This is a genomic window from Gryllotalpicola daejeonensis (assembly GCF_039538145.1).
Classification (GTDB): Bacteria; Actinomycetota; Actinomycetes; order Actinomycetales; family Microbacteriaceae; genus Gryllotalpicola; species Gryllotalpicola daejeonensis.
Genome location: NZ_BAABBV010000001.1, coordinates 493,774 through 520,220, shown reverse-complemented (window position 1 = coordinate 520,220; position 26,447 = coordinate 493,774). Strand labels below are relative to the sequence as shown.

Genomic DNA, 26,447 nt, shown 5'->3' with positions numbered 1-26,447 from the left:
CATGCGCGTCGACGAGCCGCTCTCGCTGACCGCGCTCGCGCGCGCCGGATTCCGCGAACTGTCGGCGGTGCGCGCTCGCCTCGCCGAGTTCCAGGAGCTCTTCGACGCCCGGCCCGATGAGGCTCTCGAGCTGTTCCGGGTGGCAGCCGACCCCGATGCTGCCCTTGAGCGTCTGCTCGCGCTGGCGCGCCGCGCGCCCGAACAGACGCGCCTGCATCTGACCGACGCCACCACCGCCATGCGCGTCGCGCGCGTCGTGGGCGCGAGCGAAGGGCTGCACGAGTTCCTCATGCGGCACCCCGAGAAGCTCGCCGCGCTCGATGCCCCCGTCACCGCGCCGCCGCCGGCAGCCGAGCTGCGCGCCGATCTGCTCGAGTCGGTCGGCGCCGATGCGCAGTCATCCGTGCCCATCGCGACCCTCGTGGAAGAAGACGGCTGGAACGCGTTTCGGCGCCGCTATCGAAGGCGCCTGCTGCAGCTGGCCAGTTTCGACCTCGAGCAGGCCGACCCGGTGGCCGGCCTGGACGCGGTCGCCGCCTGCCTTTCGGATCTTGCCGGTGCCGCAATCGAGGCATCCCTCGCCGTCGCCCGCGCGAGCACGATCGGCAAGGGGCCGGGCAAGTACCCGGCCGAGCAGGTCGCAGCGACAGGGCTGGCGATCATCGGCATGGGCAAGGCCGGCGCGCGCGAACTCAATTACGTCAGCGACGTCGACGTCATCTTCGTCTCAGAGGGCTCGGTGGACGTCGCGACACGGCTCGCGATTCTGACGATGAGGGGCACGGATGCCCCGGCCGTCGAGCCCGGCCTGTGGCAGGTCGACGCGAATCTGCGTCCAGAGGGCAAAGACGGCGCGCTGGTTCGCTCGCTCGACTCGCACCTCGCGTACTACGACCGGTGGGCGAAGACGTGGGAATTCCAGGCGCTGCTCAAAGCGCGCCCGCTCGCAGGCGACCTTGCCCTGGGGGAGCGGTACACCACCGCCCTGCTGCCCCAGGTGTGGAAGAGCTCGGAGCGCGACGGCTTCGTCGAGTCGGTGCAGCGCATGCGCGAGCGCGTCGTCGAGCACATCGTCCCAGGCGAGGTCGACTGGGAGCTCAAGCTCGGCCCCGGTGGGCTGCGCGACATCGAGTTCACGGTGCAGCTGCTTCAGCTCGTGCACGGGCATGTCGATGCATCCGTTCATCAATCGGCGACGCTGCCCGCGCTGGCCGCGCTGGTCGCGGGCGGCTATGTCGGCCGCGATGCGGGGGCCGAGTTCGCGAATGACTACCGCACGCTACGGCTCATGGAGCACCGGCTGCAACTCGCCCGGCTGCGTCGCACGCACCTCATGCCGCAGGACGAGGACGCGCAGCGCGTGCTCGCCCGCGCGACAGGTCTCGCCGGCAGCGCCCCAGAGCTGGCGCACCGCTGGGCGGACATCAAGCGGCGGGTGCGCGGCCTGCACGAGCGGCTGTTCTACCGGCCGCTGCTGTCGGCGGTCGCGGCTCTTCCCACCGAGGCCGTGCTCATGGGGGAGCGGGCGCTGTCGCCCGAGCAGGCTCAAGCGCGGCTCGCGGCGATCGGCTTCCGCGACCCGCGCGGCGCCCTCGCGCACATCGCGGCTCTGACCGAAGGCGTCTCGCGTGCGGCGACGATCCAGCGCACTCTGCTGCCCGTGATGCTGCAGTGGTTCAGCGAGGGGGCGGACCCTGACTACGGCCTGCTGACCTTCCGCCGCCTGTCCGACGACCTCGGCGACCACCACTGGTTCCTCAGGATGCTGCGCGACTCCTCAGGCGCGGCGAACAGGCTCACCCGCCTGCTCTCGGGCTCCCGCTATGTCGGCGAGCTGCTCGGCTCGCTGCCGGAGTCGGTCGCCTGGCTCGACTCGGACGATGACCTGCGCCCACGGCCACGAGCGGTCATGGAGGAGGAGCGGGACGCGGTGCTCGCGCGCCACGACGACGCGGAATCCGTGGCCAACGCGATGGTCTGGGCGCGCCGGCGCGGCGTGCTGCGGCTCGCCATCGGCGGCATCCTCGGCGTCGTCTCGATCGACGAGGTCTCGCGGGGGCTCAGCGACATCACCGACGTCTACCTGCAGACGCTCCTGGCCGCCGTGCGCCGCGAGCACCGCGACTCCGAGCCCGAGGGCTTCGAGTTCGCGATCATCGCGATGGGGCGCTTCGGCGGCCGCGAGCTCGGGTTCGGGTCCGACGCCGACGTGATGTACGTCTTCCGGGTGCCGCCGGGCGGCGAGTCGGGCAGCGCCGCCGCTTTGCGCATCGCCGCAGAGCTCAAGCGGCTCAGCGAGGACCCGAAGCTGCCGTTCGACCTCGACCTCGACTTGCGGCCGGAAGGTCGCAACGGCCCCGTGGCGCGCTCGCTCGAGGCATACGCCGCCTACTACGCCCGCTGGTCCCTCACGTGGGAGGCGCAGGCGCTGCTGCGCGGCCGCGGCGCCGCGGGTGACGCCGCGCTGATCGCCGACTTCGAGAAGCTCGCCGACCAGACCCGCTACCCCGCATCGATCGGCCCGGCCGAGATCCGCGAGGTGCGTCGCATCAAGGCGCGCGTCGAGTCCGAGCGACTGCCGCAGGCTGCCGACCCTGCGCGGCATCTGAAGCTCGGGCGCGGCTCGCTGTCCGACGTCGAATGGTTCGTGCAGCTGATCCAGCTGCGGCACGCCGCCCGCCTTCCTGCGCTGCGCACCACGTCGACGCTCGCCGCGCTCCAGGCGGCTGTCGAGGCCGACCTGGTGAGCGAGGCGGATGCCGAGCTGCTGCGGTCCGCGTGGGTGTTCGCGTCTCGCGCCCGCAGCGCCATGACGCTGTGGACCGCGAAGACCTCTGACGTCCTGCCTTCCGATCGGGTACAGCTCGACGGGGTCGCGCGGCTGATGGGGTACCCGCCGCGCTCGGCGAGCCGCCTTGAAGAGGAATACCTCGCGGTCACCCGGCGCGCGCGCGCGGTTTTCGAGCGCGGCTTCTACGGCGCGAGCTCCTAACGGGGAAGGGCCCCTGCCGAAGCAGAGGCCCTTCTCACGGGTGCAGCGAGATCACACGCCGAAGTACAGCTCGTACTCGAACGGGTGCGGGCGCTGAGCGAGGGGCTTGAGCTCCTTCTCGCGCTTGTACTCGATCCAGGTCTCGATGAGCTCCTCGGTGAACACGCCACCCTTGGTGAGGAACTCGTGGTCGGCCTCGAGCGCGTCGAGAACGGCGTCGAGCGAGCCCGGCACCTGCGGGATCGTCTTCGCCTCCTCCGGGGGCAGCTCGTAGAGGTCCTTGTCGACCGGCTCGTGCGGCTCGATGCGGTTCTGGATGCCGTCGAGGCCCGCCATGAGCTGCGCCGCGAAGGCGAGGTACGGGTTGCCCGAGGCGTCGGGTGCACGGAACTCGATGCGCTTCGCCTTCGGGTTGGTGCCCGTGATCGGGATACGGATGGCCGCCGAGCGGTTGCCCGCCGAGTAGACCAGGTTGACGGGAGCCTCGAAGCCCGGCACCAGGCGGTGGTACGAGTTCACCGTCGGGTTGGTGAAGGCCAGGATCGCCGGGGCGTGACGCAGGATGCCGCCGATGTACCAGCGGGCGATGTCCGACAGGCCGCCGTAGCCGGCCTCGTCGTAGAACAGCGGCTGGCTGCCGTTCCACAGCGACTGGTGGGTGTGCATGCCCGAGCCGTTGTCGCCGAACAGCGGCTTCGGCATGAACGTAGCGGTCTTGCCCCACAGCTCGGCCGTGTTCTTGACGATGTATTTGAACTTCAGGATGTCGTCTGCCGCGTGGACCATCGTGTCGAAGCGGTAGTTGATCTCGGCCTGGCCGCCGGTGCCGACCTCGTGGTGCGCGCGCTCGAGGACGAGGCCCGCGTCGATCAGCTTGAGCGAGATGTCGTCGCGCAGGTCGGCCTGCTTGTCGACCGGCGAGACGGGGAAGTAGCCGCCCTTGTACGGCGTCTTGTTGCCGAGGTTTCCGCCCTCTTCGCGGCGGCCGGTGTTCCAGGCGCCCTCTTCGGAGTCGACCTCATAGAACGCCCCGTTCTGCTTCACCTCGTAGCGGACGTCGTCGAAGATGTAGAACTCGGCCTCGGGCGCGAAGTAGGCGGTGTCGGCGATGCCGGTCGAGGCGAGGTACTTCTCTGCCTTCTTGGCGACCTGGCGCGGGTCCTTCGAGTAGATCTCGCCGTTGCGCGGGTTGTAGATGTCGAAGACCATGATCAGCGTCTTCTCGGCGCGGAACGGGTCAAGGTACGCCGTCGTCACGTCAGGGATGAGCTGCATGTCGGACTCATGGATGTTCGCGAACCCGCGAATCGACGAGCCATCGAACAGCTGGCCGACGGTGAAGAAGTCCTCGTCGACGGTCGATGCGGGGATGTTGAAGTGCTGCTGCACACCGGGGAGGTCGGTGAAGCGGATATCAAGGAACTTGACGTCTTCGTCCTTGATGAACTTCAGCACCTCGGATGAATCCTTGAACATTCAAGCTCCAAAAGGCTGACGGTAGGGCGCGGGGCGGCCCGTTTGCAGGGTATGGGCAGGCCGTTTCTCTGCAGTGACGCAAATGTTTCCGGCCTGTTACGTGGCAGGCTATCAGCCCCGGCTTCCTAGGATTGACGCGTGAGTGAGCGAGTGACGGATGCTGCACCGAGCAACTTCCCGGGGGAGCGGCTCGGGCTTCCAGAGCAGGGCCGGGGCTCGGTGGGGCGGCTCGGCCGACGCATCCTCGCGCTCTTCATCGACTGGTTCATCACCGTCGGGATCTCGTGGCTCATCACGCACCAGGTCAACGACTGGTCGCGCTACCCGATCTTCGTCGCGCTGCAGATCATCGCGATCTGGACGATCGGCGGCTCCATCGGACACCGCATCGTGGGCTTGAGGCTCTCGGCACTTCCCGGCTCGCAGCCCGCGTTCTGGCGCCCCATCGTGCGCAGTGTGCTGCTCGGCATCGTGATCCCGGCGCTCGTGTGGGACTCGGATCACCGAGGGTTCCACGACAAGATCGCCGGCACCGTTCTCGTCCGCGCCTGAACCGAGAGCACGCGGAACCGCGGATGCGAAAGGCCCCGCCGAAGCGGGGCCCTCGCGAAGCATCCGGCTGCGCGTCTAGCGCGGCTGACGCGGCGCGCGCACTCGGTTGGGGTCGACGCCCTTCGGGATGGGCAACGGTGCCTGCAGCGACGAGAGGCGGTTGTCAACAGCCTGCACCTCGGTCTTCGTCAGGGTCGGCTTGATCTTCGTCAGCGTTCCGGCGACCTTGCGCAGGGGCACCGAGTCGGGGTCCGGGCCGACGTTGATGGTCGTGACCGTGACGTTCGGAACGGTGCGGGCCACCTTGCGGCGCTCCTCGTCAAGCATCCGGCCCGTGCGCGACTTCGGGCCCTCGCTGATGAGCACGACGCCGCCGCGGCCGACGGCGCGGTAGATCGCGTCGCGGGTCTTGCTGTTGACGGCGACGGGCATCTCGCTGCCGCGCCAGCCGCGCTTGAGCGACGAGCGCAGCACAGCGCCCACGGCACCGGGCTGACCGCTGATCTGCGAGTACGCGGCGCCCTCGGCGCGGCGGCCGAGGATCACGGTCGCGAGCAGCACACCGCCGAGTACGCCGGCGACGATCCAGAGCACCCGCGAGATGATGCCGTTGCTGAGCACGAGGGCGAGAACGACGCCGATGACGATGGGCAGCACGAAGCCGCCGATCATGAGCGGAAGTGCCTGCTTGTCGTACTTGCGGGTCATCTTGAAGACGTCCCACATCTGCCGCATGCGACCGGGTTCGGCGCTCGAAGGTGCGGCGGTGGAGCTAGTTCGGGCCATGGCTAGAGATTACCCGAACCGACTCACGCGATCCGCTGCGCGAGGGCGTCGCGGGCCTGCGCCCAGAGCCGTCCTGCGCGGTACGACGAGCGCACCAGCGGGCCGGACATCACGCCCAGGAATCCGATCTCGCGCGCTGCCTGCTCGAAGTCCACGAACTCCTCGGGGTGCACCCAGCGGGCCACCGGGAGGTGCCGGGGGCTGGGGCGCAGGTACTGCGTGATCGTGATCAGATCGGTACCTGCGTTGTGCAGGTCCTCGAGGGCGCGCAGCACCTCGTCGGGCTCTTCGCCCATGCCGAGGATCAGGTTCGACTTCGTGATCATCCCGGCGTTCTTCGCCTGCGTGAGCACGTCGAGCGAGCGCTCGTAGCGGAACGCGGGGCGGATGCGCTTGAAGATGCGGGGCACCGTCTCGACGTTGTGCGCGAAGACCTCGGGCTGCGCGCTGAAGACCTCGTTCAGGTGGCGCGGATTCCCCGAGAAGTCGGGCACGAGGATCTCGACGCCGACGCCGGGTGCCTGGCGGTGGATCTCGCGGATGGTCTCGGCGTAGAGCCAGGAGCCCTCGTCGTCGAGATCGTCGCGTGCGACACCGGTGACGGTCGCGTAGCGCAGCTCCATCTGCGCGATGGATTCCGCCACGCGACGCGGCTCGTCGCGGTCGTAGTCGGCCGGCTTGCCCGTGTCGATCTGGCAGAAGTCGCAGCGACGGGTGCAGGCCGAGCCGCCGATGAGGAACGTGGCCTCGCGGTCTTCCCAGCACTCGAAGATGTTGGGGCAGCCCGCTTCCTGGCAGACGGTGTGCAGCTGCTCGGTCGTGACGAGGTTCTGCAGTTGGCGGTACTCGGGGCCCATCTTGGCCCGGGTCTTGATCCACTCGGGCTTCTTCTCGATGGGCGTCTGCGCGTTGCGCACCTCGAGGCGCAGCAGTTTGCGGCCGCTCGTGTCGTGCGCGGGGCCGCCGCCGTTGGAGATGTTGGTGACCGTCATGCGGGCACCGCCTGAGGCTCGTCGGCGAACAGTGCGTCAAACGCGCGCGTGAGCACCGGAACGACCGCAGTCGGGTCGATGACGCTCTGGTCGCCGCGTCGGGCGAGCTCGCGCGTGATCGTCGTGACGCCGGCGTCGCGGATTCCACACGCCACGATCTGCTCGTAGGCGTCGAGGCTGTTCGAGCAGTTCAGCGCGAAGCCGTGCATCGTCACGCCCTCGGCGACGCGCAGCCCGATGGCGCCGATCTTGGCGTCGGGGGCCGGATCGCCGGCATCCGTCATCTGGTTCACCCAGACGCCGCTGCGACCGTCGACGCGGTGTCCCTCGACGCCGAACTCGGCGATGACGTCGATCATCAACTGCTCGAGCCTGCGCACGAACGCGACCACGTCGACAGGCTCTTTGAGGCGCATGATCGGGTAGCCGACGAGCTGGCCAGGGCCGTGCCAGGTGATCTTCCCGCCGCGATCGACGTCGATGACGGGCGTGCCGTCGGTGGGCCGCTCAGAGGCCTCGGTGCGTTTGCCCGCCGTGAAGACGGAGGGGTGCTCGAGGAGCAGCAGGGTGTCGGGCGCCGACCCGCGAACCACGGCAGCGTGGGTCTCACGCTGGAGTTCGAGGGCTTCGAGATACGGCACGGAATTGGCGCTTAGTCCCGTGACGCGGTACTCGATCATTTCGAAGGGTTTCCCGTCGTCGGTGATCTGAAATTGTCCTGCCAGCCTATGTCACGGGTGCACTCGCACAGCACAGGACGTGAGGTTGCCGAGTTATCCACTTCTGATGGTCGGCCCGCGTTCCCAAGACGGTGGCGGTCGTCAGGATGAGGGGCATGACGGATGCCACCGCAGAGCTTTCCCCGGCCGCGTTCGGTCGTCGTGCGGCCGCTCTGCTCGCCGCCTCGAGCGAGCACCTGCCGAGGGTGCTCGACGTGACGCTGCTGGGGCGGCGACGCGAGCTCGTGCTGGAAGACGTCGCCGGACCTACGCTGGCCGAGTTGCTCGGCGCGCGTCGGCGCCTGCCTCCCGGCGAGGCCGTGACGATCGTGATCAGCGCGGTGCGTGCCGTCACCGCGCTGCACAACGCCGGCTACTGCGGGGTGCAACTCGGCGCAGAGCTCGTTGCGTTCGACGACGCTGGCACGCCCATGCTGCTCGGCCTCGACGAGGTCGCCGAGATCGTTCTGACAGGTACGCAGGGGCCGGCGGAAGACTGGCGCGCGGTCGCGGCCCTCGCCGATCGCCTGGGGCTCGTGGCGCATGGTCGGGCGGCCGGTGCGCTCGGCCCGGCTCACGTCGGGCTGGGGTTGGCGCTCGCGACGCTGACCGCAGGCGAGAGCGAGCAGGCGATCGAGCGACTCGAGAGCGCGCTGTTCGAGCTTGCCGAGCCGGAGCCCGTGCGACTCGATGGCGTGGTCGCGCCTCCGAGCGCGCCGGCGCAGTCGCCGCTTGCAGAGCGGCGCCGCACAGCCGCGCATCGGCGGCCGAGCAGCTCGATGCTCATCGAGGCCTTCGACGCGGGCCCCAGCGCGCTGCTGGCGAGGCCCGTGGCAGAGGCGCGGGCCCGGCTTCGGGCCGCAGCGGGCAGAGTGCAGGGGCGGGCACGGGTGTTCATGATCGGTCTCGCCATTGCGGCCGGACTGACGATCGTGGCCGTGGCGCTGCTGCCGAGCCACACGTCCGACGGGGGCTCGGTGCAGCCGGGTGCTCAGCCCCCGTCGGCGCCGGTGCCGGCCGCGACGGCCGCAGCGACGCCGTCTCCCACAGCCGCGAGCGATGCGGCACTGATGGGCGGCGACCCGGTGGCGGCCGTGGCGGTTCTGGTCGCGCGGCGCGATGCGTGCCTGAAGCTGGCAGTGGAGGCGGGGAAGAGCTGCCTCGCCGCGGTCGCCGACGGTCAGGCATCCGACCTCACGCAGCCTGCGCGACCGCTTGCCGGGCTCGCGCCCTCCCTGCTCGAGCGCACCGGTGACTCGGCGCTGATCGCGCTGACCCCGAAGGACCGGGAAACGGCACCGGCCTCGGCCCTCATGATGAGGACCGAGGCCGGGTGGAGGCTGAGGCAGCTCTATGAGAACTGAGCCGGAGGCTAGATGCCGAGGTCGCCCTCGAACGCCGCCTCCTCGAGCCGCGCCTTGACGGCACCGAGGTAGCGGGCCGCGTCGGCTCCCGCGATCGTACGGTGGTCGTACGACAGGGCGAGGTACACGATCGAGCGGATGGCGATGACGTCCTGGCCGTCCACGGTGATCACCGTCGGCTCCTTGACGACGATGCCCGTTCCGAGGATCGCCGACTGCGGCAGGAAGACGACGGGGGTGTCGAACAGCGCGCCGCGCGAGCCGGTGTTGGTCAGCGTGAAGGTGCCACCGGCGAGCTCGTCCGGCTTCAGCTTGTTCTCACGGGTGCGGCCCGCGAGGTCGGCGATCTGCGCGGCGAGTCCGGCGATGTCGAGCGAGCTCGCGTCCTTGATGACCGGGGTGAGCAGGCCACGGTCGGTGTCGACCGCGATCGCGAGGTTCTCGGTGGCGGGGTAGTTGATGGTCTCGCCGTCGAACGTCGAGTTGATGATCGGGTAGACCTGCAGAGCCTCGAGCGCGGCCTTCGCGAAGAAGGGCAGGAACGAGAGCTTGTTGCCGGTCTTGGCCTGGAAGTCGGCCTTGACCTTGTCGCGCAGGGCGGCGACCTTGGTGACGTCGACCTTGACGACGGTGGTCAGCTGAGCGGTCTGCTGCATGGACTCGACCGCGCGCTGAGACATGACCTTCGTGAGGCGCGACGCGGCGACCGAGGTACCGCGCAGCGGCGAAACCTCGAGCGGAGCCGGGGCTGCAGGTGCCGCCGCCGCGGGGGCGCTTGCACCGGAGGCGGCATTCAGCACGTCCTCCTTGCGAATGCGACCGCCGACGCCGGTGCCCGAGATCGAGTTCAGGTCGACACCCTGCTCGCTCGCAATCTTGCGGACGATGGGGGTGACGTAGCCGCCGCCGGCGTGCGAGCCGCCCGCTGCGGGTGCCGGGGCCGGAGCGGCCGGCTGCGCGGCGGGTGCCGGGGCCGGAGCGGCCGGAGCGGCCGGCTGCGCGGCGGGTGCCGGGGCCGGCGCAGGTTCGGGAGCTGCGGGCTGCGCCGCCGGAGCTGCAGGTGCGGGTGCAGGCGCAGGCGCCGGCTCGGGCTGTGCTGCGGGTGCGGGCTGCGCCGGCTGCTCAGGCTCCGGCTGGGCCGCGGGCTGCTCAGCGGCCGGCGCGGGTGCCGGCTCAGGGGCGGCGACCGGCTGTGCCTCGGCTGCGGGCGCCTCAGGGGCCTCAGCGGGAGCGGCGGCTCCGCTGCCGTCGCCGATCGTCACGAGAGGGGTTCCGACCTCGACGGTCTCGTCCTCCTGCACGAGGATCGCCTCGATCACACCGGCAACCGGCGAGGGGATCTCGGTGTCGACTTTGTCGGTCGACACCTCCAGCAGGGGCTCATCGACTTCGACGCGGTCGCCGACGTTCTTGAGCCAGCGGGTAACCGTGCCTTCTGTAACACTCTCGCCGAGTGCCGGGAGGCTGACGGATTCGCTCATGAGACTGTCTCCTTAGACCTTCAGTTGAGAACTAGCTTATTGCCAAGTACTTGGCTCACAGCGCGTGCAGGGGCTTGCCCGCGAGCTTGAGGAACGCCTCGCCGAGCGCCTCGTTCTGCGTCGGGTGGGCGTGGACGAACGGTGCGACGTCTTCGGGGTGCGCCTCCCACCCGACGGTGAGCTGCGCCTCGCCGACGAGCTCGCCGACGCGGGCGCCCAGTAGATGCATCCCGACGACGGGTCCATCAGCGAGACGCACGATCTTCACAACCCCGTTGGTGCCGAGGATCTCGCTGCGAGCATTGCCCGCAAGGCTGTACTCGTATGACGACACCGCGCTGACCGACTCCGCTCCGTAGCGGGCGATGGCTTCCGCCTCGCTGAGCCCGACCGACGCCACCTCTGGGCTGCAGTAGGCGACGCGCGGAACGAGGGCGTCGTCGACGACCGTCGGCGCGAGCCCCGCGATCTCCTCCGCCACGAAGATGCCCTGCTGGAACCCGCGGTGGGCGAGCTGAGGGCCGGCGACGATGTCGCCGACGGCGTAGATGCCGGGCACGGATGTCTGCAGCCGCTCATCCGTGACGACGAACCCGCGCTCGAGCTGCACGCCGGCATCCTCGAGCCCGATGCCGGCCGTGACGGGCGCGCGCCCGACCGCGACGAGCAGCAGCTCGGCTTCGATCTCGTCGCCGTTGTCGAGCGTGACCTGCACGCCGGACTCGGTCTCACGAGCCGAGCGGAACGGCACCCCGAGGCGGAAGTCGATCTCGCGTCGCCGGAAGGCCCGCTCGAGCCCCTTGCTGATCGCCTCGTCTTCTGCGGGAAGGAGGTGGGGGAGAGCCTCGACGATCGTGACCTCTGCGCCGAGCGAGCGCCAGAGGCTCGCGAACTCGACGCCGATGACGCCGCCGCCGAGCACGATGACGGACGAGGGGATACTGTCGAGCTGCAGCGCCTCGTTGCTCGTGATCACCCGGCCGCCGAGCTCGAGCCCTGGCAGGGTGCGCGCCACAGCACCGGTGGCGAGCACCAGGTTCCTGCCGGTGTAGACGTCGTCGCCGACAGCGACCGACGACGGGCCTACGAGACGCCCGGAACCCTGCACGACCGTGATGCCCCGCGCACGCACCAGACCCTCGAGGCCCTTGAACTTTCGTGCAACGACGCTGTCTCGGTAGGCGGCGAGGCGCTCGGTGTCGACCCCCTCGAAGCTCACGATGATGCCGTTCTTCTCGGCGTCGCGAACTGAGTCGGCGACCTCCGCACTGTACAGCAGCGCCTTCGTCGGAATGCACCCGCGATGCAGGCAGGTGCCGCCCAGCTTGTCCTTCTCGATCAGCGCGACCCGCGAGCCGAGGTCGGCGGCGCGCAGCGCTGCGGCATAGCCCCCGCTGCCGCCGCCGAGCACGACGAGATCGAAGGTGTGATCTGCCACGCTGGCGACCCTAGCCCAGAGCCCCGGCCGACTCGGCGAGGCGTTCCGCGTGGCGCACCAGCAGGCGCACCGCGACGCCGGTACCGCCCTTGCCGGTGAACCCGTACGCGCCGCCCTTGTTCTCCTCGGAGCCCGCGATGTCGAGGTGCGCCCACGGAATCCGCGGCGCGTCGTCGCCGTCACCCTGCGCCCCGACGAACTCGCGCAGGAAGATGCCGGCCAGCAGCATGCCGCCCGCGGCGACGCCGGGGTTCGCATTCGCGATGTCGGCGACACCCGAATTGATGGTCGCGCGCAGCTCGTCCGGCAACGGCATGGGCCAGAGCAGCTCGCCGGTCTCCGCTGCGGCTTCGCGCAGGGCCTCGCTGAGCTTCTCGTCCCCCATGACCGCCGAGTAGCGGGTGCCGAGCGCGGTCACCTTCGCGCCGGTCAGCGTCGCCACATCGATGATCTGGTCGGGGTGCTCCTCGCTTGCGGCGACGAGACCGTCGGCCATCACGAGACGCCCCTCTGCGTCGGTGTTCAGCACCTCGACGGTCTTGCCGCCGCGAATGCGCAGAACGTCGCCCGGGCGGATCGCCGCCCCAGAAGGCATGTTCTCGGCGAGGCACAGCCACGCGGTGACGCGCACCGGCAGCTCGAGCTCGGCCACCGCGCGCACCGCGGCGAGGGCCACGGCGGCGCCCGTCATGTCGCCCTTCATGCCGACCATGCCGGTCGGCGGCTTGAGCGACAGCCCGCCGGAGTCGAAGGTGATGCCTTTGCCGACGATCGCGAGGTGCGCGCTCGCGCCCGCGGGCGAGTAGCTCAGCTTCGCGAGCCGCGGCTGGCGGCTCGACCCCTGGCCGACTCCGAGGATGCCGCCGAAGCCCTCGTCGGCGAGGGCCTTCTCGTCCCACACCTGCAGCTCGACCGGCAGGTGGTCGACCGCCTCGCGCGCGGTGTGAACGAATGTCTCGGGATAGAGGTCGAGGGGCGGCTGGTTGAAGAGGTCCTTGACCAGGGCGACGGCCGAGGCGTCGACCCGCGCGCGGGCGAGCGCGGCCGAGGCATCCGTCTGCGCACTGATGACCTGGATGTGCCCGACCGGCGCCTTCTGCGCGGCCCTGCTCGCAACGCGGTACGCGTCGTACGAATACGAGCCGAGCGCGGCACCGGTGAGCACGGCGGCGAGCAGTTCGCCGTCGGTCGGCAGTGCGAGAGCGACGGATGCCGCGCCTGCCAGTTGCCGGACAGCGGAGCCGGCCGCCGCACGCAGCGCGTCTGCCGTGGCCTTCTTGCCCACGCCGATGACCGCATACGCACGGCCGTCGACGACGACGCGGGCGAGCTCGTCTGCGCCGCCGCCGAAGCCGATCAGCGGCAGCTGCCCGCCGATCGCCTCGGCGAGCTCCGGGGCGAGCTCCGGCGCAAGAACGACGGGTGCGGGCTTGTCGGCCGTCGCGGCGAACACCAGGATCTCGGCGTCGGCGGCGGCCACCTCAGGAACAACGGTGAGCTCGGCTGCGGTCATGCCAACGACCCTATCGAGCGGCGCTGTGCGCACTGTTCGCTCTCGGCATGACGGGCTGCCCGAGGGCGGGTGCACCCCGCGCCTAAAGTTGAATCATGCGCAACCCCCGCGAACTCTACGAGCTCACTGCAGCCGCCATGGACGTGCCGGCCGGCCTGCCGCTCGTGGCCGGCCTGACCGGGTTCGCAGACGCCGGCGGCACGGTGTCGCAGCTCGGCGCGTACACGCTCGAGAACCTGCCTCATCACGAGGTCATCGCGCAGTTCGACAACGACATCCTGCTCGACTACCGCGCGCGGCGCCCCACGATCCAGTTCGACCAGGACCACCTGACGAACTACAACCCGCCGAAGCTTGCGCTCTATCTCGTCGACGACGAGGTCGGGCGCCCGTTCCTCTTCCTGCACGGCTACGAGCCCGACTTCGAGTGGGAGGCGTTCAGCGCCGCCGTGCTCGGTCTCGTCGAGACGCTCGAGGTCGCCAGCATCACGTGGGTGCACGCGATTCCGATGCCCGTGCCGCACACGCGCCCGCTGTCGGTGACGGTGAGCGGCAACAACACCGAGCTCATCGAGCAGCTCTCGGCGTGGCGGCCGCGCACGCAGGCCCCCGCGACGGCCATGCACCTCATCGAGTACCGCCTGACCGAGCTGGGCCACCTCACGACCGGTTTCGTGGTGCTCGTGCCCCACTATCTCGGCGACACCGAGTACCCCGCGGCGCTGATCACGGCGCTGCAGAGCGTCTCCGCCTCCACGGGCCTCGTGTTCCCGACCGACTTCCTGCGCGCGGACAACGACGACTTCGTCGCGAACATCAACGAGCAGGTGCAGAGCAACGCAGAGCTGGAGCGGCTCGTCGGTGCGCTCGAGGAGCGGCACGACAGCTACATGCAGGACAACCCCATCAGGCGAGGCATGGCCGACGCCGGCAACCTGCCGACCGCAGACGAGATCGCGGCAGAGCTCGAGCAGTTCCTGGCACACCAGCGTCGTCACGGGAAGGACGACACAGGCGATAGCCTTGACTGAGTGAGCCGCCGCGGAGCCCTGGTCTATGCGACCGGGCTCGTCGCGTATCTGGTGGCCATCACGCAGCGCACGACGATCGGCGTCGCCGGAGTCACCGCGACCGAGCGGTTCCACGCAGACGCGGCCGTCCTGTCGATGCTCGCGGTGCTGCAGCTCGTCGTCTACGCGGGCGCGCAGATCCCGTTCGGAGTGCTGCTCGACCGCCTCGGCCCGCGTCGGCTGATGATCGGCGGACTCGGGCTGATGGCGCTCGGCCAGGTGATCGTGGCACTGTCGCCGAACATCGGGGACGCGATCGCTGGGCGGGTCTTCGTCGGCGCGGGCGATGCGACCGTCTTCCTTTCTGTCATCCGTCTGGTGAGCTCATGGTTCCCCGGGCCGTCGGTTCCTGTGGCGGTGCAGTGGGTGAGCAACGCGGGGCAGCTCGGCCAGGTGCTCTCCGCCGTTCCGTTCGCGTGGATCCTGCACGAGGACGGCTGGACGCCCGCCTTCCTCTCGGCGGCCGGCTTCGTCGTGCTCGGGCTGGTGCTCGTCGTGGTCATGGTCGTCGACCGGCCGGAGCACGCACAGGAGGGCCCGCGGCCCGAGAGCTGGACCCAGTCGCTGCGCCAGCTCGGTGAGAGCCTGCGCCGACCGGGAACCCAGCTCGGCTTCTGGTCGCACTTCGTGACGATGAGCCCGATGACGATGTTCACGCTCATGTGGGGCCTGCCGTATCTGGTCTTCGGCCTCGGCTACCCGCGGTCTGAGGCATCCGTTCTGCTCATCGTGCCGGTCATCGCCGGAATGGTGGTCGGCCCGTTCCTCGGAGTCCTCACGGGCCGGCACCCGCTGCGCCGATCGAACATGGTGCTCTTCGTGGTCGCGGCGATGGCGGCGGTGTGGGCCGTGCTGCTGCTGTGGCCGGGCAAACCGCCGTTCGCGCTCGTGCTCGTCATGCTGGTCGTGATCGGCATCGGCGGGCCGGGCTCTGCGATCGGGTTCGACTTCGCCCGCACCTCGAACCCGCTGCACGCGCTCGGCTCAGCCAACGGCGTCGTGAACGTGGGCGGCTTCAGCGCGAGCTTCGTCATGATCTACGTCATCGGCTCACTGCTCGATTTCGCGAACTCGCACTTCGGCCAGACCCTGTACTCACTCGCCTCATTCCGCGTCGCGTTCCTCGTGATCTTCGTGGTGCTGGGCGTCGGACTGGCAGGAGTGATCCGCGCCAGGCGCCGCACGCGCAGGCGGATGCTTGACGAAGAGGGAATACGCGTGGCCCCGATCTGGGTTGCACTCAATGACGCTTGGGCCCGCAGGAAGGCTGCGCGAGGCTGATGCTCGCACCCCGGGGCCTGTGTCATACTTGAACTTCAGGACCCGTTCATGTTCGCGGGACGTCAGCTGAATGACAGCGGCGTCACTTCCACCCGGACTTGACATGGGCCTTTGTAATGTCCGCAATACGGACGGAAGGTGAGCACCATGGCTTCCAAGACCGCCACTCCCGAGGCTCCCGAGGTCGAAGAGACGAAGGCTGCGCCCAAGAAGGCGGCCGCGCGCACGACCGCCGCAAAGTCGGCGGGTTCTGCTGCCAAGAAGAGCACCGCCAAGTCCGCGGGCACCACCAAGCGCACCAGCACCAAGAAGGCCGCCGCGACCGACGAGCCGGAAGAGGGCGCTGAGGAGGAACTCGAAGACGGCGACGTCGCAGAGGTCGAGGCGGAAGCCGCCACGACTGATGCCGCGCACGCCGCAGATGAGGGCGACGAGTCCGAAGAGACCGAAGAGAAGCCGGCCGCGCCCGAGATGAACGAGCCGCTGCCGACCGGCGCCATCGTGCTGCGTGCCGCCGACGAGGACGACGAGGTCCCGGTGTACTCGGCCACGATCACCGGCGCCACGGCGGACCCCGTCAAGGACTACCTCAAGCAGATCGGTAAGGTCGCGCTGCTCAACGCCGAGCAGGAGGTCGAGCTCGCGATGCGCATCGAGGCCGGCCTGTTCGCCGAAGAGAAGCTCTCGCACATGGACGACAAGGAGAAGCGCACCCAGCTGGGTCGCGAGCTCTCCTGGGTCGCCCGCGACGGGCAGCGTGCGAAGAGCCACCTGCTCGGCGCCAACCTGCGCCTCGTGGTCTCGCTCGCCAAGCGCTACACCGGCCGCGGCATGCAGTTCCTGGACCTGATCCAGGAGGGCAACCTGGGCCTGATCCGCGCCGTCGAGAAGTTCGATTACACCAAGGGCTTCAAGTTCTCGACGTACGCCACCTGGTGGATCCGCCAGGCGATCACGCGCGCCATGGCCGACCAGGCCCGCACCATCCGCATTCCCGTGCACATGGTCGAGGTCATCAACAAGCTCGCCCGCGTGCAGCGTCAGATGCTGCAGGATCTGGGTCGCGAGCCCACGCCCGAGGAGCTGAGCCGCGAGCTCGACATGACGCCCGAGAAGGTCGTCGAGGTGCAGAAGTACGGCCGCGAGCCGATCTCGCTACACACGCCGCTCGGTGAAGACGGCGACAGCGAGTTCGGCGATCTCATCGAAGACACCGAGGCCGTCGTCCCGGCCGACGCCGTGGGCTTCACCATGCTGCAGAAGCAGCTCGAGAGCCTGCTCGACTCGCTCTCGGAGCGTGAGGCAGGCGTGATCCGCATGCGCTTCGGGCTCGGCGACGGCCAGCCCAAGACGCTGGACCAGATCGGCGACACCTTCGGCGTGACCCGCGAGCGGATCCGCCAGATCGAGTCGAAGACCATGGCCAAGCTGCGCCACCCCTCGCGGTCGCAGTCCCTGCGCGACTACCTGGAGTAAGCCGAATGGACCTCACCGCCAACGACGGTAAGAAGCTGACCATCTCGGTCGACGGCACCGAATACCAGCGCATCCCGATCAAGACGCCGCTGGTGCTCGCGGGTGAGAAGCTGGTGCCGTTCGTCGTGCAGCACGCGTCACCGCACCTGGTCGACGGCGACATCCTCTTCATCACCGAGAAGATCGTCGCCATCACGCAGGGGCGCTCGTACCCGCTCGACGAGATCAAGGTGCGCCCGCTGGCGGCGTTCCTCTCACGCTACGTGCAGAAGACGCCGTACGGCATCGGCCTCGGCATGCCCGAGACGATGGAGATGGCCCTGCGCGAATGCGGCACGCCCCGCATCCTGCTGGCCGCGGCGGTCGCCGCGGTGACGAAGGCCGTCGGGCGCAAGGGCGACTTCTATCGCATCGCCGGCCCCAAGGCCCGCGGGATCGACGGCCCCACGCACAACACCATTCCGCCGTACAACCAGCAGGTCGTGCTGGCGCCTGCGCAGCCCCGCAAGGTCGCGCAGGAGGTCAAGGCGGCGCTCGGCAGCCGTGTCGACGTCGCGATCGTGGACATCAACGACCTCGGCGGGAACATCCTCGGTTCGACCGTGGACCGGGCGGCAGATGCCCGACTCGCGCGCATCCTCGCGGACAACCCGCTTGGGCAGGGTCACCAGAGCACACCGCTGGGTGTGATCCGCCGCGTCACCGGTGAGGCTGCCTGAGTGGCGGGCGTGATCGATCGTCTCCGCTTCCTGATCACTCGCGCGAAGGGCTTCGACCTGCCGTCGGTGCTGCGACGGGCACGCCTTGCGGCGCAGCAGCATGACCGTTGGACGGCGGTCGTTTTCGCCGACATGCTGTGGTCGGCGGCGTTCCGCAACACGGCGTTCAACGATTACTTCGAACTCGATTTCGCCATGCTCACCCGCGCTGAGCGTCGCACCTTCATGACGTCGCCACTGTCGAACCACCTCGCGGTTCGGCACGACGACCCCGCGTACACCGACCTCTTCCTCGACAAGATCAAGTTCAACCGCACGTTCGCGCCCTATCTGCGCCGCGAGTGGCTGGACCTGAGCGAGGCGGGCCCCGCCGAGCTCGAGGCCTTCGGCGCGAAGCATCCGATCATCATCGGGAAAATGCCCACCGGCCAGGCCGGCAACGGCGTCGAGCGGTACGTCAGCAGCGAGGTCGCCGACTGGGCACAGCTGCACCACGAACTGGTCGAGAAGGGCCAGTTGCTCGTCGAAGAGAACATCACGCAGCATCCGGTGCTCGCCGAGCTGTGCGCAGGCACCGTCAACACGACGCGGGTCAACACCTTCTTCGACGGCGAGAAGGTGCATCTGCTGTCGTGGGCGCAGAAGTTCGGCAGGGGCGAGGTCAGCGATCAGCCGATCTCGGGCGGCTTCTACACGATGCTCGACGAGAACGGCCACTCCTACGGCGCCGGCCACACCGGCAAGAACACCAACCGCTTCGACGTGCACCCCGAGTCCGGCGTGTCAATCGTCGACTTCCAGCTTCCCCTCGCCGACGAGCTCAAGGCACTCGTCGACGTCGTCGCCCGTGTCGTCCCGCAGGTGCCGTACGTCGGGTGGGACTTCGTGATAGGCCCCGACGGCCCACTGGTGCTCGAGGGCAACTGGGTTCCGGGCATCTACGAGCACAAGCCATCAGTCACGGGCATCCGCACCGGCACCCGCGCGCGCTTCGAGCGTGCGACGGCCAAGTGAGCGTGCCGTTCCGCGAGGCGTCGATCGATCTCGACGTGCTCGCCGCCAACGTCGAGCACTTCCGCGAGCTCACGCAGGGCGCACCCCTGTTCGTCGATGTCGGCGCGGATGCCTGGGGCCACGGCCTCGACGTCGTGGTGCCCGCCCTCGCCGAGCTCGGCGCGCAGGCCTTCGTCGTGACGCGCCTCGACGAGGCGGAGCGGGTGCGCGCCCTCGCCCCGGAGTCGCTCATCGTCACGACCCAGCACGCGGCCGACGAGGACTTCACCCGCGCCGCGGCGCTCGGGGTCGCCCCTCGCGTGCACTCGCTGGACGAGTACGAGCGCGCAGCGGCCGGGGGAGTGAACGGGGTCGTCCTCGTCGAAGAGACCGGCGAGGGACTGCCTGGTCTGACTCCGGCCGAGCTCGACGACGCCCAGGCCGATGCGGCGCAGCGCGACATCGCCGCCGTCGCGGACTACGCCTTCCCCGTCGTCGGGGCCGAGCTCTTCGGCATCAGCGAAGACGACGCCGACGTGGCTCCCGACTTCCACCCCGTACTGCGCCTGTGGGCGCCGATCGCGGCGACCAAGCGGGTCGGTGCCGACGAGGGCGTGAGCTACGGCTACACGTACCGGACTCGAACGCAGGCAACGCTCGCGCTCGTGACGCTCGGCTATGCGGACGGACTTTCACGCGCAGCGGGCAATCGGGTCGACGCGTCCGTCGCCGGCGCCCGGCACGGCGTCGCCGGGCGCGTCGCAATGGATGCGTTCATGCTCGACCTCGGCGACGTGACTGCGCCGCCGCTCGGCACCGAGGTGACGGTCTTGGGCGATTCCCGCCACGGCGAGCCGACCGCGTTCGAGCATGCACGCGCGCTCGGAACGCACAGCGCCGAGATCACCACCAGACTCACCGCCCGTCCGCGGCGCTCTGCGGCGCGGCAGGCTGACGGGGGAGCGGAGCAATGACCGCGCCGCTCATCGAAGCCGTCGTCGACCTCGGCGCGCTTGAGAAGAACATCGCCCACCTGCGCCGAACCGTCGCACCCGCCGACCTGATGGTGGTCGTCAAGGCCGACGCCTACGGCCACGGCCGGGTTCCGGTTGCGCGCCAGGCGGTCGCCGGCGGCATCCGCGCGATCGGCGCACTCGACGTCGACACGGCGCTCGAGCTGCGCGCCGCGGGCATCGGCGATGATGTCACCGTGCTCGCGTGGCTCTATCCGCCCGGGCAGGACTTCGGCGAGGCCATCGCCCGACGTATCGATCTCGGGGTCTCGAGCCTGCCCGAATTGCGGTCGATCACGGATGCCGCGCAGCGCCTCGCCGCCTCAGAGGTCTTCGTTCCGCCGCACCTGCACCTGAAGCTCGACACCGGCCTGCACCGCAACGGGGCGACCGCCGCCGACTGGCCCGCATTGGTCGCCGCCGCCGTCGACGCAGAGCGGGCAGGGCTCGTGCGAACCTTTGCCGCCTGGACCCACATCGCCGAGGCCTCTGAAGACGACGACACCCTCGCGCTCGAGCGCTTCCTCGACGGCGTCTCGGTTGCCCGCGAGCTCGGCGCCTCGATCGAGGTGCGCCACCTCGCGGCAAGCTCAGCCGGCCTGCGCCGCGCCGACGTGCGGCTCGACATGGTCCGCATGGGCGGCCACTGCTGGGGCATCCCTTCGTTCGACGGCGTGACGCCCGCAGAGATCGGCCTGACGCCGGTCATGACGCTGCGCGCCCAGGTGCTGGCGGTGCGCGAGCTCGGCGACGAACGCGCGGAGGCGTACGTCAGCGCCGGCTACGGCGACGGCGTCCCGCGCAACGTCGCGGGGAGCTGCTGCGTCGCGGTGCGCGGCGTGCAGCATCCGATCACCCGCGTCGAACGCGACCATCTCGTGATCGCGGTCGCTCCGGGGACGGAGCCCGCACCGGGCGATATCGCCGTGCTGTTCGGCACCGGAGCCGACGGGGAGCAGACCGTGCGGCAGTGGGGCGACCTCTCGGGCACGCTCGGCGACGAGATCACGACGCGCATCGCCGCGCGCGTTCCGCGTCGCTACCTCGCGCCCTGACGCCGCGACGCCGCGACGCCGCGAGGGTACGACAAAGGGCCAGGCGGTTTCCCGCCTGGCCCTGACGTCTGTTCCGGGTGACTACGCGCGCGAGTCCTCGAGCAGCCTGGCCGACTCATCGTGCCAGCTCTCGGCGATCGCCTCGAGCTTCTGCTGGTGCTTCTTCGCGTGGTGCGCGCAGAACAGCAGCTCGGTGCCGTTCACCGTGGCACGCACATACGCCTGAGCGCCGCACGCGTCGCAGCGGTCGGCCGCGGTGAGCTGCGGCTCTGCCCGGAGGTCGTCGGTCTCTGTGGTGTTGAGCGACATTACGAGTACCTCCTACGTATCGAACCGCTTGTCGTTGAACCCAGTGAAACACGTACTGCTGACAAATCCCGCCTTGCGGCGCGCATTTCGCTGGGGGCGTACCGCCGGGTCGACAGGGTGTCGTCAGCTTTCCGGGGCGCGCGGTTCATAGGGTGGAACCCGTGGCGACGTCGGATTATTCTGCGAGGCACCTGTCAGTCCTCGAGGGGCTCGAGGCGGTGCGCAAGCGCCCCGGCATGTACATCGGCTCGACCGATGAGCGCGGGCTCATGCACTGCTTGTGGGAGATCATCGACAACTCCGTCGACGAGGCGCTGGCTGGACACGGCGACTCGATCGAGGTCGTGCTGCACCCCGACGACAGCGTCGAGGTGCGCGACCAGGCACGCGGCATCCCGGTCGACATCGAGCCGAAGACCGGCCTGTCCGGCGTCGAGGTGGTCTTCACCAAGCTGCACGCCGGCGGCAAGTTCGGCGGTGGCTCGTACTCCGCCTCCGGCGGGCTGCACGGCGTCGGCGCCTCGGTCGTGAACGCGCTCTCCGAGCGTCTCGATGTCGAGGTCGACCGCGACGGCAAAACCTGGGCGATGAGCTTCCACCGCGGCGAGCCCGGCGTCTTCGACGACAAGGGCAAGGAGCCCAGGCCGGATGCCCCGTTCACGCCGTTCGTCGCGGGAAGCGAGCTTCGCGTGATCGGCAAGGTAGCCAAGGCGAAGACCGGCACGCGCATCCGCTACTGGGCTGACCGACAGATCTTCGGGCGCGACGCCTCGTTCCAGCCCGACGGCCTCGTGGCGCGCGCGCGGCAGACGGCGTTCCTCGTCCCCGGCATCCGCATCGCCATCGACGACCAGCGCACGCCGGAGGGCGAGCGCGCCGAATTCCACTTCGATGGCGGCATCTCGCAGTTCGCCGAGTTCCTCGCCCCCGATGCGCCCGTCACCGACACCTGGCGCATCACCGGCGAAGGCCACTTCACCGAGACGGTGCCCGTGCTCAACGAGAACGGGAATATGGTGCCGACCGAGGTGAAGCGCACCTGCGAGGTCGACATCGCGCTGCGCTGGGGCACCGGCTACGAGACCGTGATGAAGAGCTTCGTCAACATCATCGCGACGCCGAAGGGCGGCAGCCACCAGACCGGCTTCGAGCAGGGCCTGATGAAGTTCTTCCGCGCGCAGTTCGAGCAGAACGCCCGCCGGCTCAAGATCGCGGCCAACGAGAAGCTCGAGAAGGACGACCTGCTGGCCGGCCTCACCGCCGTGCTCACCGTTCGCCTGCCCGAGCCGCAGTTCGAAGGCCAGACGAAAGAGGTGCTGGGCACCCCTGCGGTGCGCAACATCGTCGCCAACGTGCTCGCCAAGGGCCTCGGCGAACGGTTCTCGTCCTCCAAGCGGGACGACAAGGCGCAGGCATCCGTTCTGCTCGACAAGCTCGTCGCCGAGATGAAATCGCGCATCTCGGCCCGCGCCCACAAAGAGACGCAGCGGCGCAAGAACGCGCTCGAGAGCTCGACGCTGCCCGCGAAGCTGGTCGACTGCCGCTCGACCGACGTCGCGCAGACCGAGCTGTTCATCGTCGAGGGCGACTCGGCGCTCGGCACGGCCCGGCGCGGGCGCGACAGCGAGTATCAGGCGCTGCTGCCGATCCGAGGCAAGATCCTCAACGTGCAGCGGGCGTCGGTCTCGGACATGCTCTCGAACGCCGAGTGCGCCGCGATCATCCAGGTGATCGGCGCGGGCTCCGGCCGCACCTTCGACCTCGACGCCGCGCGCTACGGCAAGGTCATCATCATGTCCGACGCCGACGTCGACGGCGCCCACATCCGCACCCTTCTGCTGACCCTCTTCTTCCGCTACATGCGGCCGATGGTGGAAGAGGGGCGCGTGTTCGCCGCCGTGCCGCCGCTGCACCGCGTGCAGACGGTGGGCCGTGGCTCGCGGGCATCCGAGACCATCTACACGTATTCGCAGGCCGAGCTGAACGCGGTTCTCGCCGATCTCAAGAAGCGCAACATCGCCTGGAAGGACCCGATCCAGCGCTACAAGGGCCTGGGCGAGATGGATGCCGACCAGCTCGCGTCCACGACGATGGACAGGCGGCACCGGATGCTTCGCCGCGTGCGCGTCGCCGATGCAGAAGCTGCGGCCAAGGTCTTCGAGATGCTCATGGGCAACGAGGTCGCCCCGCGCAAGGAGTTCATCATCGACAACTCCGAGACGCTGTCGCGCGACCGCATCGACGCGTAGCTGACGAAAGAGGGGCCCGGCTTGCGCCGGGCCCCTCTTGGTGTGATCAGCCGCTAACCAAGGTCATCGGCGTGGTTGATCGAGCCGGCCGGAACACCGGGCACGCTGTCGGGCGCGTAGATCGCCTTGTCGCCCGGGTACGGCGTCGCCCAGTTGTGCGTCTGGTACCACGTCCAGCGGTTCATGAGAGCCGGGTCCGCGAAGTCGGGGATCGCGTTCTGCGCGCCCTGACCGGTCAGGTGCTGGCCCTGCGACCACTTCTCCCACTTCTGCGCGACCGACTTCTCGGCCGCGGGAACCGATGCCGCCTGAGCAGCCTTGGCGTTCACCGCGGCCGCCGCGGCGCCGGTCTGGCCCAGCGTGTCGAGACCGCAGCTCGGCGGCGTCACGACGCCTTCGGTCAACGGCACCTGGTTCGGCACTGCGTTGAACGGGGCGAAGTTCGGCTTGTTGGTGAACGCGTCGGTCATCGGCGTCGCGGCAGCGAGCTTCTGGTTCAGCGGCTGCGCGCCGAGGATCTGCTCGATCGTGCGCACCATGTTGATCTGCGAGTAGTAGGTGCTGACGGTCTTGCCGTGCACCGAGTAGGGGCTGATCACCTGCACCGGGGCACGGTGGCCGTCGACGTGGTCGGCTCCATCCTGGCTGTCGTCCTCGACCACGAAGATCGCGGAGTCCTTCCAGTACTTGCTGTGCGAGATCGTGTCGACGATCTGGCCCACCGCGAGATCGCCGTCGGCCACCTGGGCCTCGGGGTCAGCGGTGCCGCCGGTGTGGTCGCTCGACAGCCACATCATGTTGAGATTGGCCGGCCCATTCTTCTCGAAATCCTGCTTCCAGGTCTGCACCCGGTAGATGTCGGGAATAGAGGTGTCGAACGGCGCCGCGTTCGGGTCGGTGATCGCGTTGAGCGACGGGATGGCCGAGCTTGCGTTGAGCTTGATCGACGGGTCGAACAGCTGGTTCGGGTCGCCGCCGGCCGAGACGCTCTTGGCCGCGCAGTAGTACTGCTGCCAGGTCGCGGAGGCCGGCTTGCCCTCGCCATATTCGAACTCGCCGTAGTTCTTCGCGGTCTTGCCCGCGCTCTCGACGTCGGTCCAGAGGAAGCCGGTGCTCTGGTGCCCCAAGACGTCTTCCTCGGTGTCGTACGAGCGCGTGTATTCGCCGGCACTCGTCTCGGTGTAGGCGGGATCGTCACCCTGCATCAGCCAGTTGTGGCCCTCTGCCGAGTTCGTGCCGATGTCGTACGTGTTGTCGTAGAGGCCGAACTGCGAGGCCAGCGCGTGCTGGTTCGGGGTGACCTTGGCACCGAACTGCGCGAGTGAGGCGTCGCCGTTGCCCTGCGTCATGTCGCCGTACACCTGATCGTAGGTGCGGTTCTCTTTGACAAGCAGGAACACGTGCTTGATCGTCGAGGGGTCGCCGAGCTTGGCGGGGATCGCGACGGGAGCCGCCTTCCTGCCGGTGGCGACCTGCGCTGTGTTCTGCTTCCAGCCGTTCTGCGCGAACACCGTGGCGGTGTCCTTCACGATCGTGCGGTCGCTCGGCAGCGTGAACCTGGTGAGCGTCGCTGTCGTGGCGTGCGTGCCGTGGCCGGTCGCGACCGTCGTGCCCTGGCCCTTGTCGAAGCTCAGCTCGGGCCCGCGTGCGTCGACACCGCGCGTGTTGGTGACGACGATCTGGCCGTTGACGGCGGCGATGTTCTCGGGGAAGTAGTCCGTCGGCAGCAGGCCGATGTAGCCGGCCGGGTCCTTGGGCTCGTGGCGGTTCACGGTGTAGACGGCGACGGCGTTCGCGCGACCGAGCGTGACCAGCAGGTGGTTGCCCTGCAGCGCGATGGCCGTCGGCTCGTAGCCCGTCTTGGACCCGGACCACGGCTGCGTCGCGATCGTCTGGACGACCTTGTTGATGCGGGTGTCGATGACCGAGACGGTGTCGCTGTTCGTGTTGGCCACGTACAGGGTGGTGCCGTCCAGGTAGAGCGCGGTCGGGTGGAGCTGCACATTGATGCTCGAGACCGCAGCTGAAGCATCCGCCGTGTTGATCACGCTGACCGTGCCGGTCGTCGACGTGCCCAAGTAGGGATTCGCCGGGACCTGCGTGCCGTACGACCCGAGGGTCGTCTCGCCCGGATTCGCGAAACGGCCGCCCTCGTTGCTCACGTAGAGCTTGCTGCCGACGAACTTCAGCTCGCGGGGAGCGATGCCGACCTTCCAAGTGTTCTCGATCGCGCCCGTGTTCGGGTCGATCGCGACGACGGTGTTCTGACCGTTGACTGCCGAGTACAGCGTCTTGCCGTCCGGAGAGAAGACCGACTGCGCGGTGAGCGCTTCTGCGCCGCTCGACGAGTTGGCGACGGCGATCTTCGTGGGCGCGCCCAGCGTGCCGTCGGCATTGACGGGGAACTTGCTCAGACCGGTCGCCTCAGGCAGGTAGAGGAACTTGCCGTCGGGAGAGTAGGTCGGGCCCTCCTGGCCGACCGTGCCGTCCGAGAACTTCTGGTTCACGGTCGAGGCGGTGCCGACGGTCCAGATCAGCTTGTAGCTCTTGAGGTCGAAGATCTGCAGCACGACCGACTTGTCGGTGCTGGTCGCGGCGAGGTAGCGGCCGTCGGGGCTCACCACCGAGCCCATGAACTTGCCGAACTGGGTCTCGAGGCGCTGCCCGATCGGCTTGATCACCTGGTTGTCGGAAACCTGCTGGCCGTCGGGGTAGACGCCGCCGACCTGATGGGTGTTGGACGCGATGGTTGAGGCGGTGGCGACGCCGCCGCCGACGAGGGCCAGAGCACAGCCGGCCACGACGGCGACAAGCGGGGTTCGGCCGCCTACTCGCTTCGTGATCCGGCTCAGCGCGCCTGCAACGCGCTGGGGGGATTGACTCATGAAGTTGCCTTTCATAAGGGTGCGTGCCCCATAAACAGGGGACATCTCGACACTGGCCTCGAGGGATTTGCGGGTCAATCGAAC

At 69.1% G+C, this 26,447-nt stretch carries 20 protein-coding genes; 11 read left to right on the top strand and 9 right to left on the bottom strand.

Features of this window, described 5'->3' with window-relative positions; translation table 11 throughout:
• Window position 1 precedes the first annotated feature (1 nt).
• Window positions 2–2,992 (top strand): bifunctional [glutamine synthetase] adenylyltransferase/[glutamine synthetase]-adenylyl-L-tyrosine phosphorylase, encoded by a 2,991-nt coding sequence (locus tag ABD736_RS02565; RefSeq protein ID WP_344790171.1) that lies wholly within the window; start codon window positions 2–4, stop codon window positions 2,990–2,992.
• A gap of 51 nt (window positions 2,993–3,043) precedes the next feature.
• Here ABD736_RS02565 and glnA read toward each other — a convergent pair whose 3' ends face one another.
• Window positions 3,044–4,468: a type I glutamate--ammonia ligase gene (glnA, locus tag ABD736_RS02560; protein WP_344790170.1), complete on the bottom strand. Its 1,425-nt coding sequence runs from the start codon at window positions 4,466–4,468 to the stop codon at window positions 3,044–3,046.
• A gap of 138 nt (window positions 4,469–4,606) precedes the next feature.
• Here glnA and ABD736_RS02555 point away from each other — a divergent pair, with 138 nt between their 5' ends.
• Window positions 4,607–5,020 carry an RDD family protein gene (locus ABD736_RS02555; RefSeq protein WP_344790169.1) on the top strand — a complete coding sequence of 138 codons (414 nt, stop codon included), beginning with the start codon at window positions 4,607–4,609 and terminating at the stop codon, window positions 5,018–5,020.
• A 75-nt stretch (window positions 5,021–5,095) separates the two neighbouring features.
• Here the strand turns inward: ABD736_RS02555 and ABD736_RS02550 are convergent, their stop codons facing one another.
• From ABD736_RS02550 to lipB, 3 genes are read right to left on the bottom strand one after another with little or no spacing between them, the layout of a single operon-like run.
• Window positions 5,096–5,806 carry a DUF4191 domain-containing protein gene (locus ABD736_RS02550; protein ID WP_344790168.1) on the bottom strand — a complete coding sequence of 237 codons (711 nt, stop codon included), beginning with the start codon at window positions 5,804–5,806 and terminating at the stop codon, window positions 5,096–5,098.
• Between the two features lie 23 nt (window positions 5,807–5,829).
• Complete coding sequence (lipA, locus tag ABD736_RS02545) at window positions 5,830–6,798, bottom strand: lipoyl synthase (RefSeq protein WP_344790167.1); 969 nt, start codon at window positions 6,796–6,798, stop codon at window positions 5,830–5,832.
• Window positions 6,795–7,478, bottom strand: coding sequence for a lipoyl(octanoyl) transferase LipB (gene lipB, locus ABD736_RS02540; protein ID WP_344790166.1), 684 nt, complete (start codon window positions 7,476–7,478; stop codon window positions 6,795–6,797). Before lipB ends, lipA begins: the two co-directional genes overlap by 4 nt.
• Window positions 7,479–7,633: 155 nt before the next feature.
• Between lipB and ABD736_RS02535 the strand changes: the two genes are divergently transcribed.
• On the top strand, window positions 7,634–8,881 hold the full coding sequence (locus ABD736_RS02535) for a hypothetical protein (RefSeq protein WP_344790165.1): 1,248 nt from the start codon (window positions 7,634–7,636) through the stop codon (window positions 8,879–8,881).
• 8 nt (window positions 8,882–8,889) lie between these two features.
• On the opposite strand, the gene sucB is transcribed toward ABD736_RS02535, so the two are convergent.
• Genes sucB through ABD736_RS02520 form a run of 3 tightly spaced genes read right to left on the bottom strand, consistent with a single transcriptional unit; the run spans window position 8,890 to window position 13,313 of the window.
• Entirely contained in the window at window positions 8,890–10,362 is a 1,473-nt protein-coding gene (sucB, locus tag ABD736_RS02530; protein WP_344790164.1) for a 2-oxoglutarate dehydrogenase, E2 component, dihydrolipoamide succinyltransferase, read from the bottom strand.
• A 55-nt stretch (window positions 10,363–10,417) separates the two neighbouring features.
• Window positions 10,418–11,800, bottom strand: coding sequence for a dihydrolipoyl dehydrogenase (gene lpdA / locus ABD736_RS02525; RefSeq protein ID WP_344790163.1), 1,383 nt, complete (start codon window positions 11,798–11,800; stop codon window positions 10,418–10,420).
• Between the two features lie 10 nt (window positions 11,801–11,810).
• Window positions 11,811–13,313, bottom strand: coding sequence for a leucyl aminopeptidase (locus ABD736_RS02520; RefSeq protein WP_344790162.1), 1,503 nt, complete (start codon window positions 13,311–13,313; stop codon window positions 11,811–11,813).
• 95 nt (window positions 13,314–13,408) lie between these two features.
• Between ABD736_RS02520 and ABD736_RS02515 the strand changes: the two genes are divergently transcribed.
• The 7 genes from ABD736_RS02515 (at window position 13,409) to ABD736_RS02485 (ending at window position 20,920) form a co-directional block, all read left to right on the top strand.
• The gene (locus tag ABD736_RS02515) at window positions 13,409–14,344 is read left to right on the top strand and encodes a proteasome assembly chaperone family protein (RefSeq protein WP_344790161.1); all 936 of its coding nucleotides are present in this window, start codon (window positions 13,409–13,411) and stop codon (window positions 14,342–14,344) included.
• The gene (locus ABD736_RS02510) at window positions 14,345–15,664 is read left to right on the top strand and encodes an MFS transporter (RefSeq protein WP_344790160.1); all 1,320 of its coding nucleotides are present in this window, start codon (window positions 14,345–14,347) and stop codon (window positions 15,662–15,664) included.
• 147 nt (window positions 15,665–15,811) lie between these two features.
• Window positions 15,812–17,140, top strand: a complete 1,329-nt coding sequence (locus tag ABD736_RS02505) for an RNA polymerase sigma factor (protein ID WP_344790159.1) — start codon at window positions 15,812–15,814, stop codon at window positions 17,138–17,140.
• A 5-nt stretch (window positions 17,141–17,145) separates the two neighbouring features.
• Window positions 17,146–17,859 carry a coenzyme F420-0:L-glutamate ligase gene (locus ABD736_RS02500; protein WP_344790158.1) on the top strand — a complete coding sequence of 238 codons (714 nt, stop codon included), beginning with the start codon at window positions 17,146–17,148 and terminating at the stop codon, window positions 17,857–17,859.
• Between the two features lie 9 nt (window positions 17,860–17,868).
• Window positions 17,869–18,873 (top strand): sugar-transfer associated ATP-grasp domain-containing protein, encoded by a 1,005-nt coding sequence (locus ABD736_RS02495; RefSeq protein ID WP_344790157.1) that lies wholly within the window; start codon window positions 17,869–17,871, stop codon window positions 18,871–18,873.
• Window positions 18,870–19,826: an alanine racemase gene (locus ABD736_RS02490; RefSeq protein WP_344790156.1), complete on the top strand. Its 957-nt coding sequence runs from the start codon at window positions 18,870–18,872 to the stop codon at window positions 19,824–19,826. Before ABD736_RS02495 ends, ABD736_RS02490 begins: the two co-directional genes overlap by 4 nt.
• The gene (locus ABD736_RS02485; protein ID WP_344790155.1) at window positions 19,823–20,920 is read left to right on the top strand and encodes an alanine racemase; all 1,098 of its coding nucleotides are present in this window, start codon (window positions 19,823–19,825) and stop codon (window positions 20,918–20,920) included. Before ABD736_RS02490 ends, ABD736_RS02485 begins: the two co-directional genes overlap by 4 nt.
• A gap of 81 nt (window positions 20,921–21,001) precedes the next feature.
• Here ABD736_RS02485 and ABD736_RS02480 read toward each other — a convergent pair whose 3' ends face one another.
• Window positions 21,002–21,229, bottom strand: a complete 228-nt coding sequence (locus tag ABD736_RS02480; protein WP_344790154.1) for a DUF7455 domain-containing protein — start codon at window positions 21,227–21,229, stop codon at window positions 21,002–21,004.
• Between the two features lie 161 nt (window positions 21,230–21,390).
• On the opposite strand from ABD736_RS02480, the gene ABD736_RS02475 reads away from it, so the two are divergent.
• The gene (locus ABD736_RS02475) at window positions 21,391–23,478 is read left to right on the top strand and encodes a DNA gyrase/topoisomerase IV subunit B (protein ID WP_344790153.1); all 2,088 of its coding nucleotides are present in this window, start codon (window positions 21,391–21,393) and stop codon (window positions 23,476–23,478) included.
• A gap of 53 nt (window positions 23,479–23,531) precedes the next feature.
• Here ABD736_RS02475 and ABD736_RS02470 read toward each other — a convergent pair whose 3' ends face one another.
• On the bottom strand, window positions 23,532–26,363 hold the full coding sequence (locus ABD736_RS02470) for an alkaline phosphatase family protein (RefSeq protein ID WP_344790152.1): 2,832 nt from the start codon (window positions 26,361–26,363) through the stop codon (window positions 23,532–23,534).
• Between the last annotated feature and the right edge of the window lie 84 nt (window positions 26,364–26,447).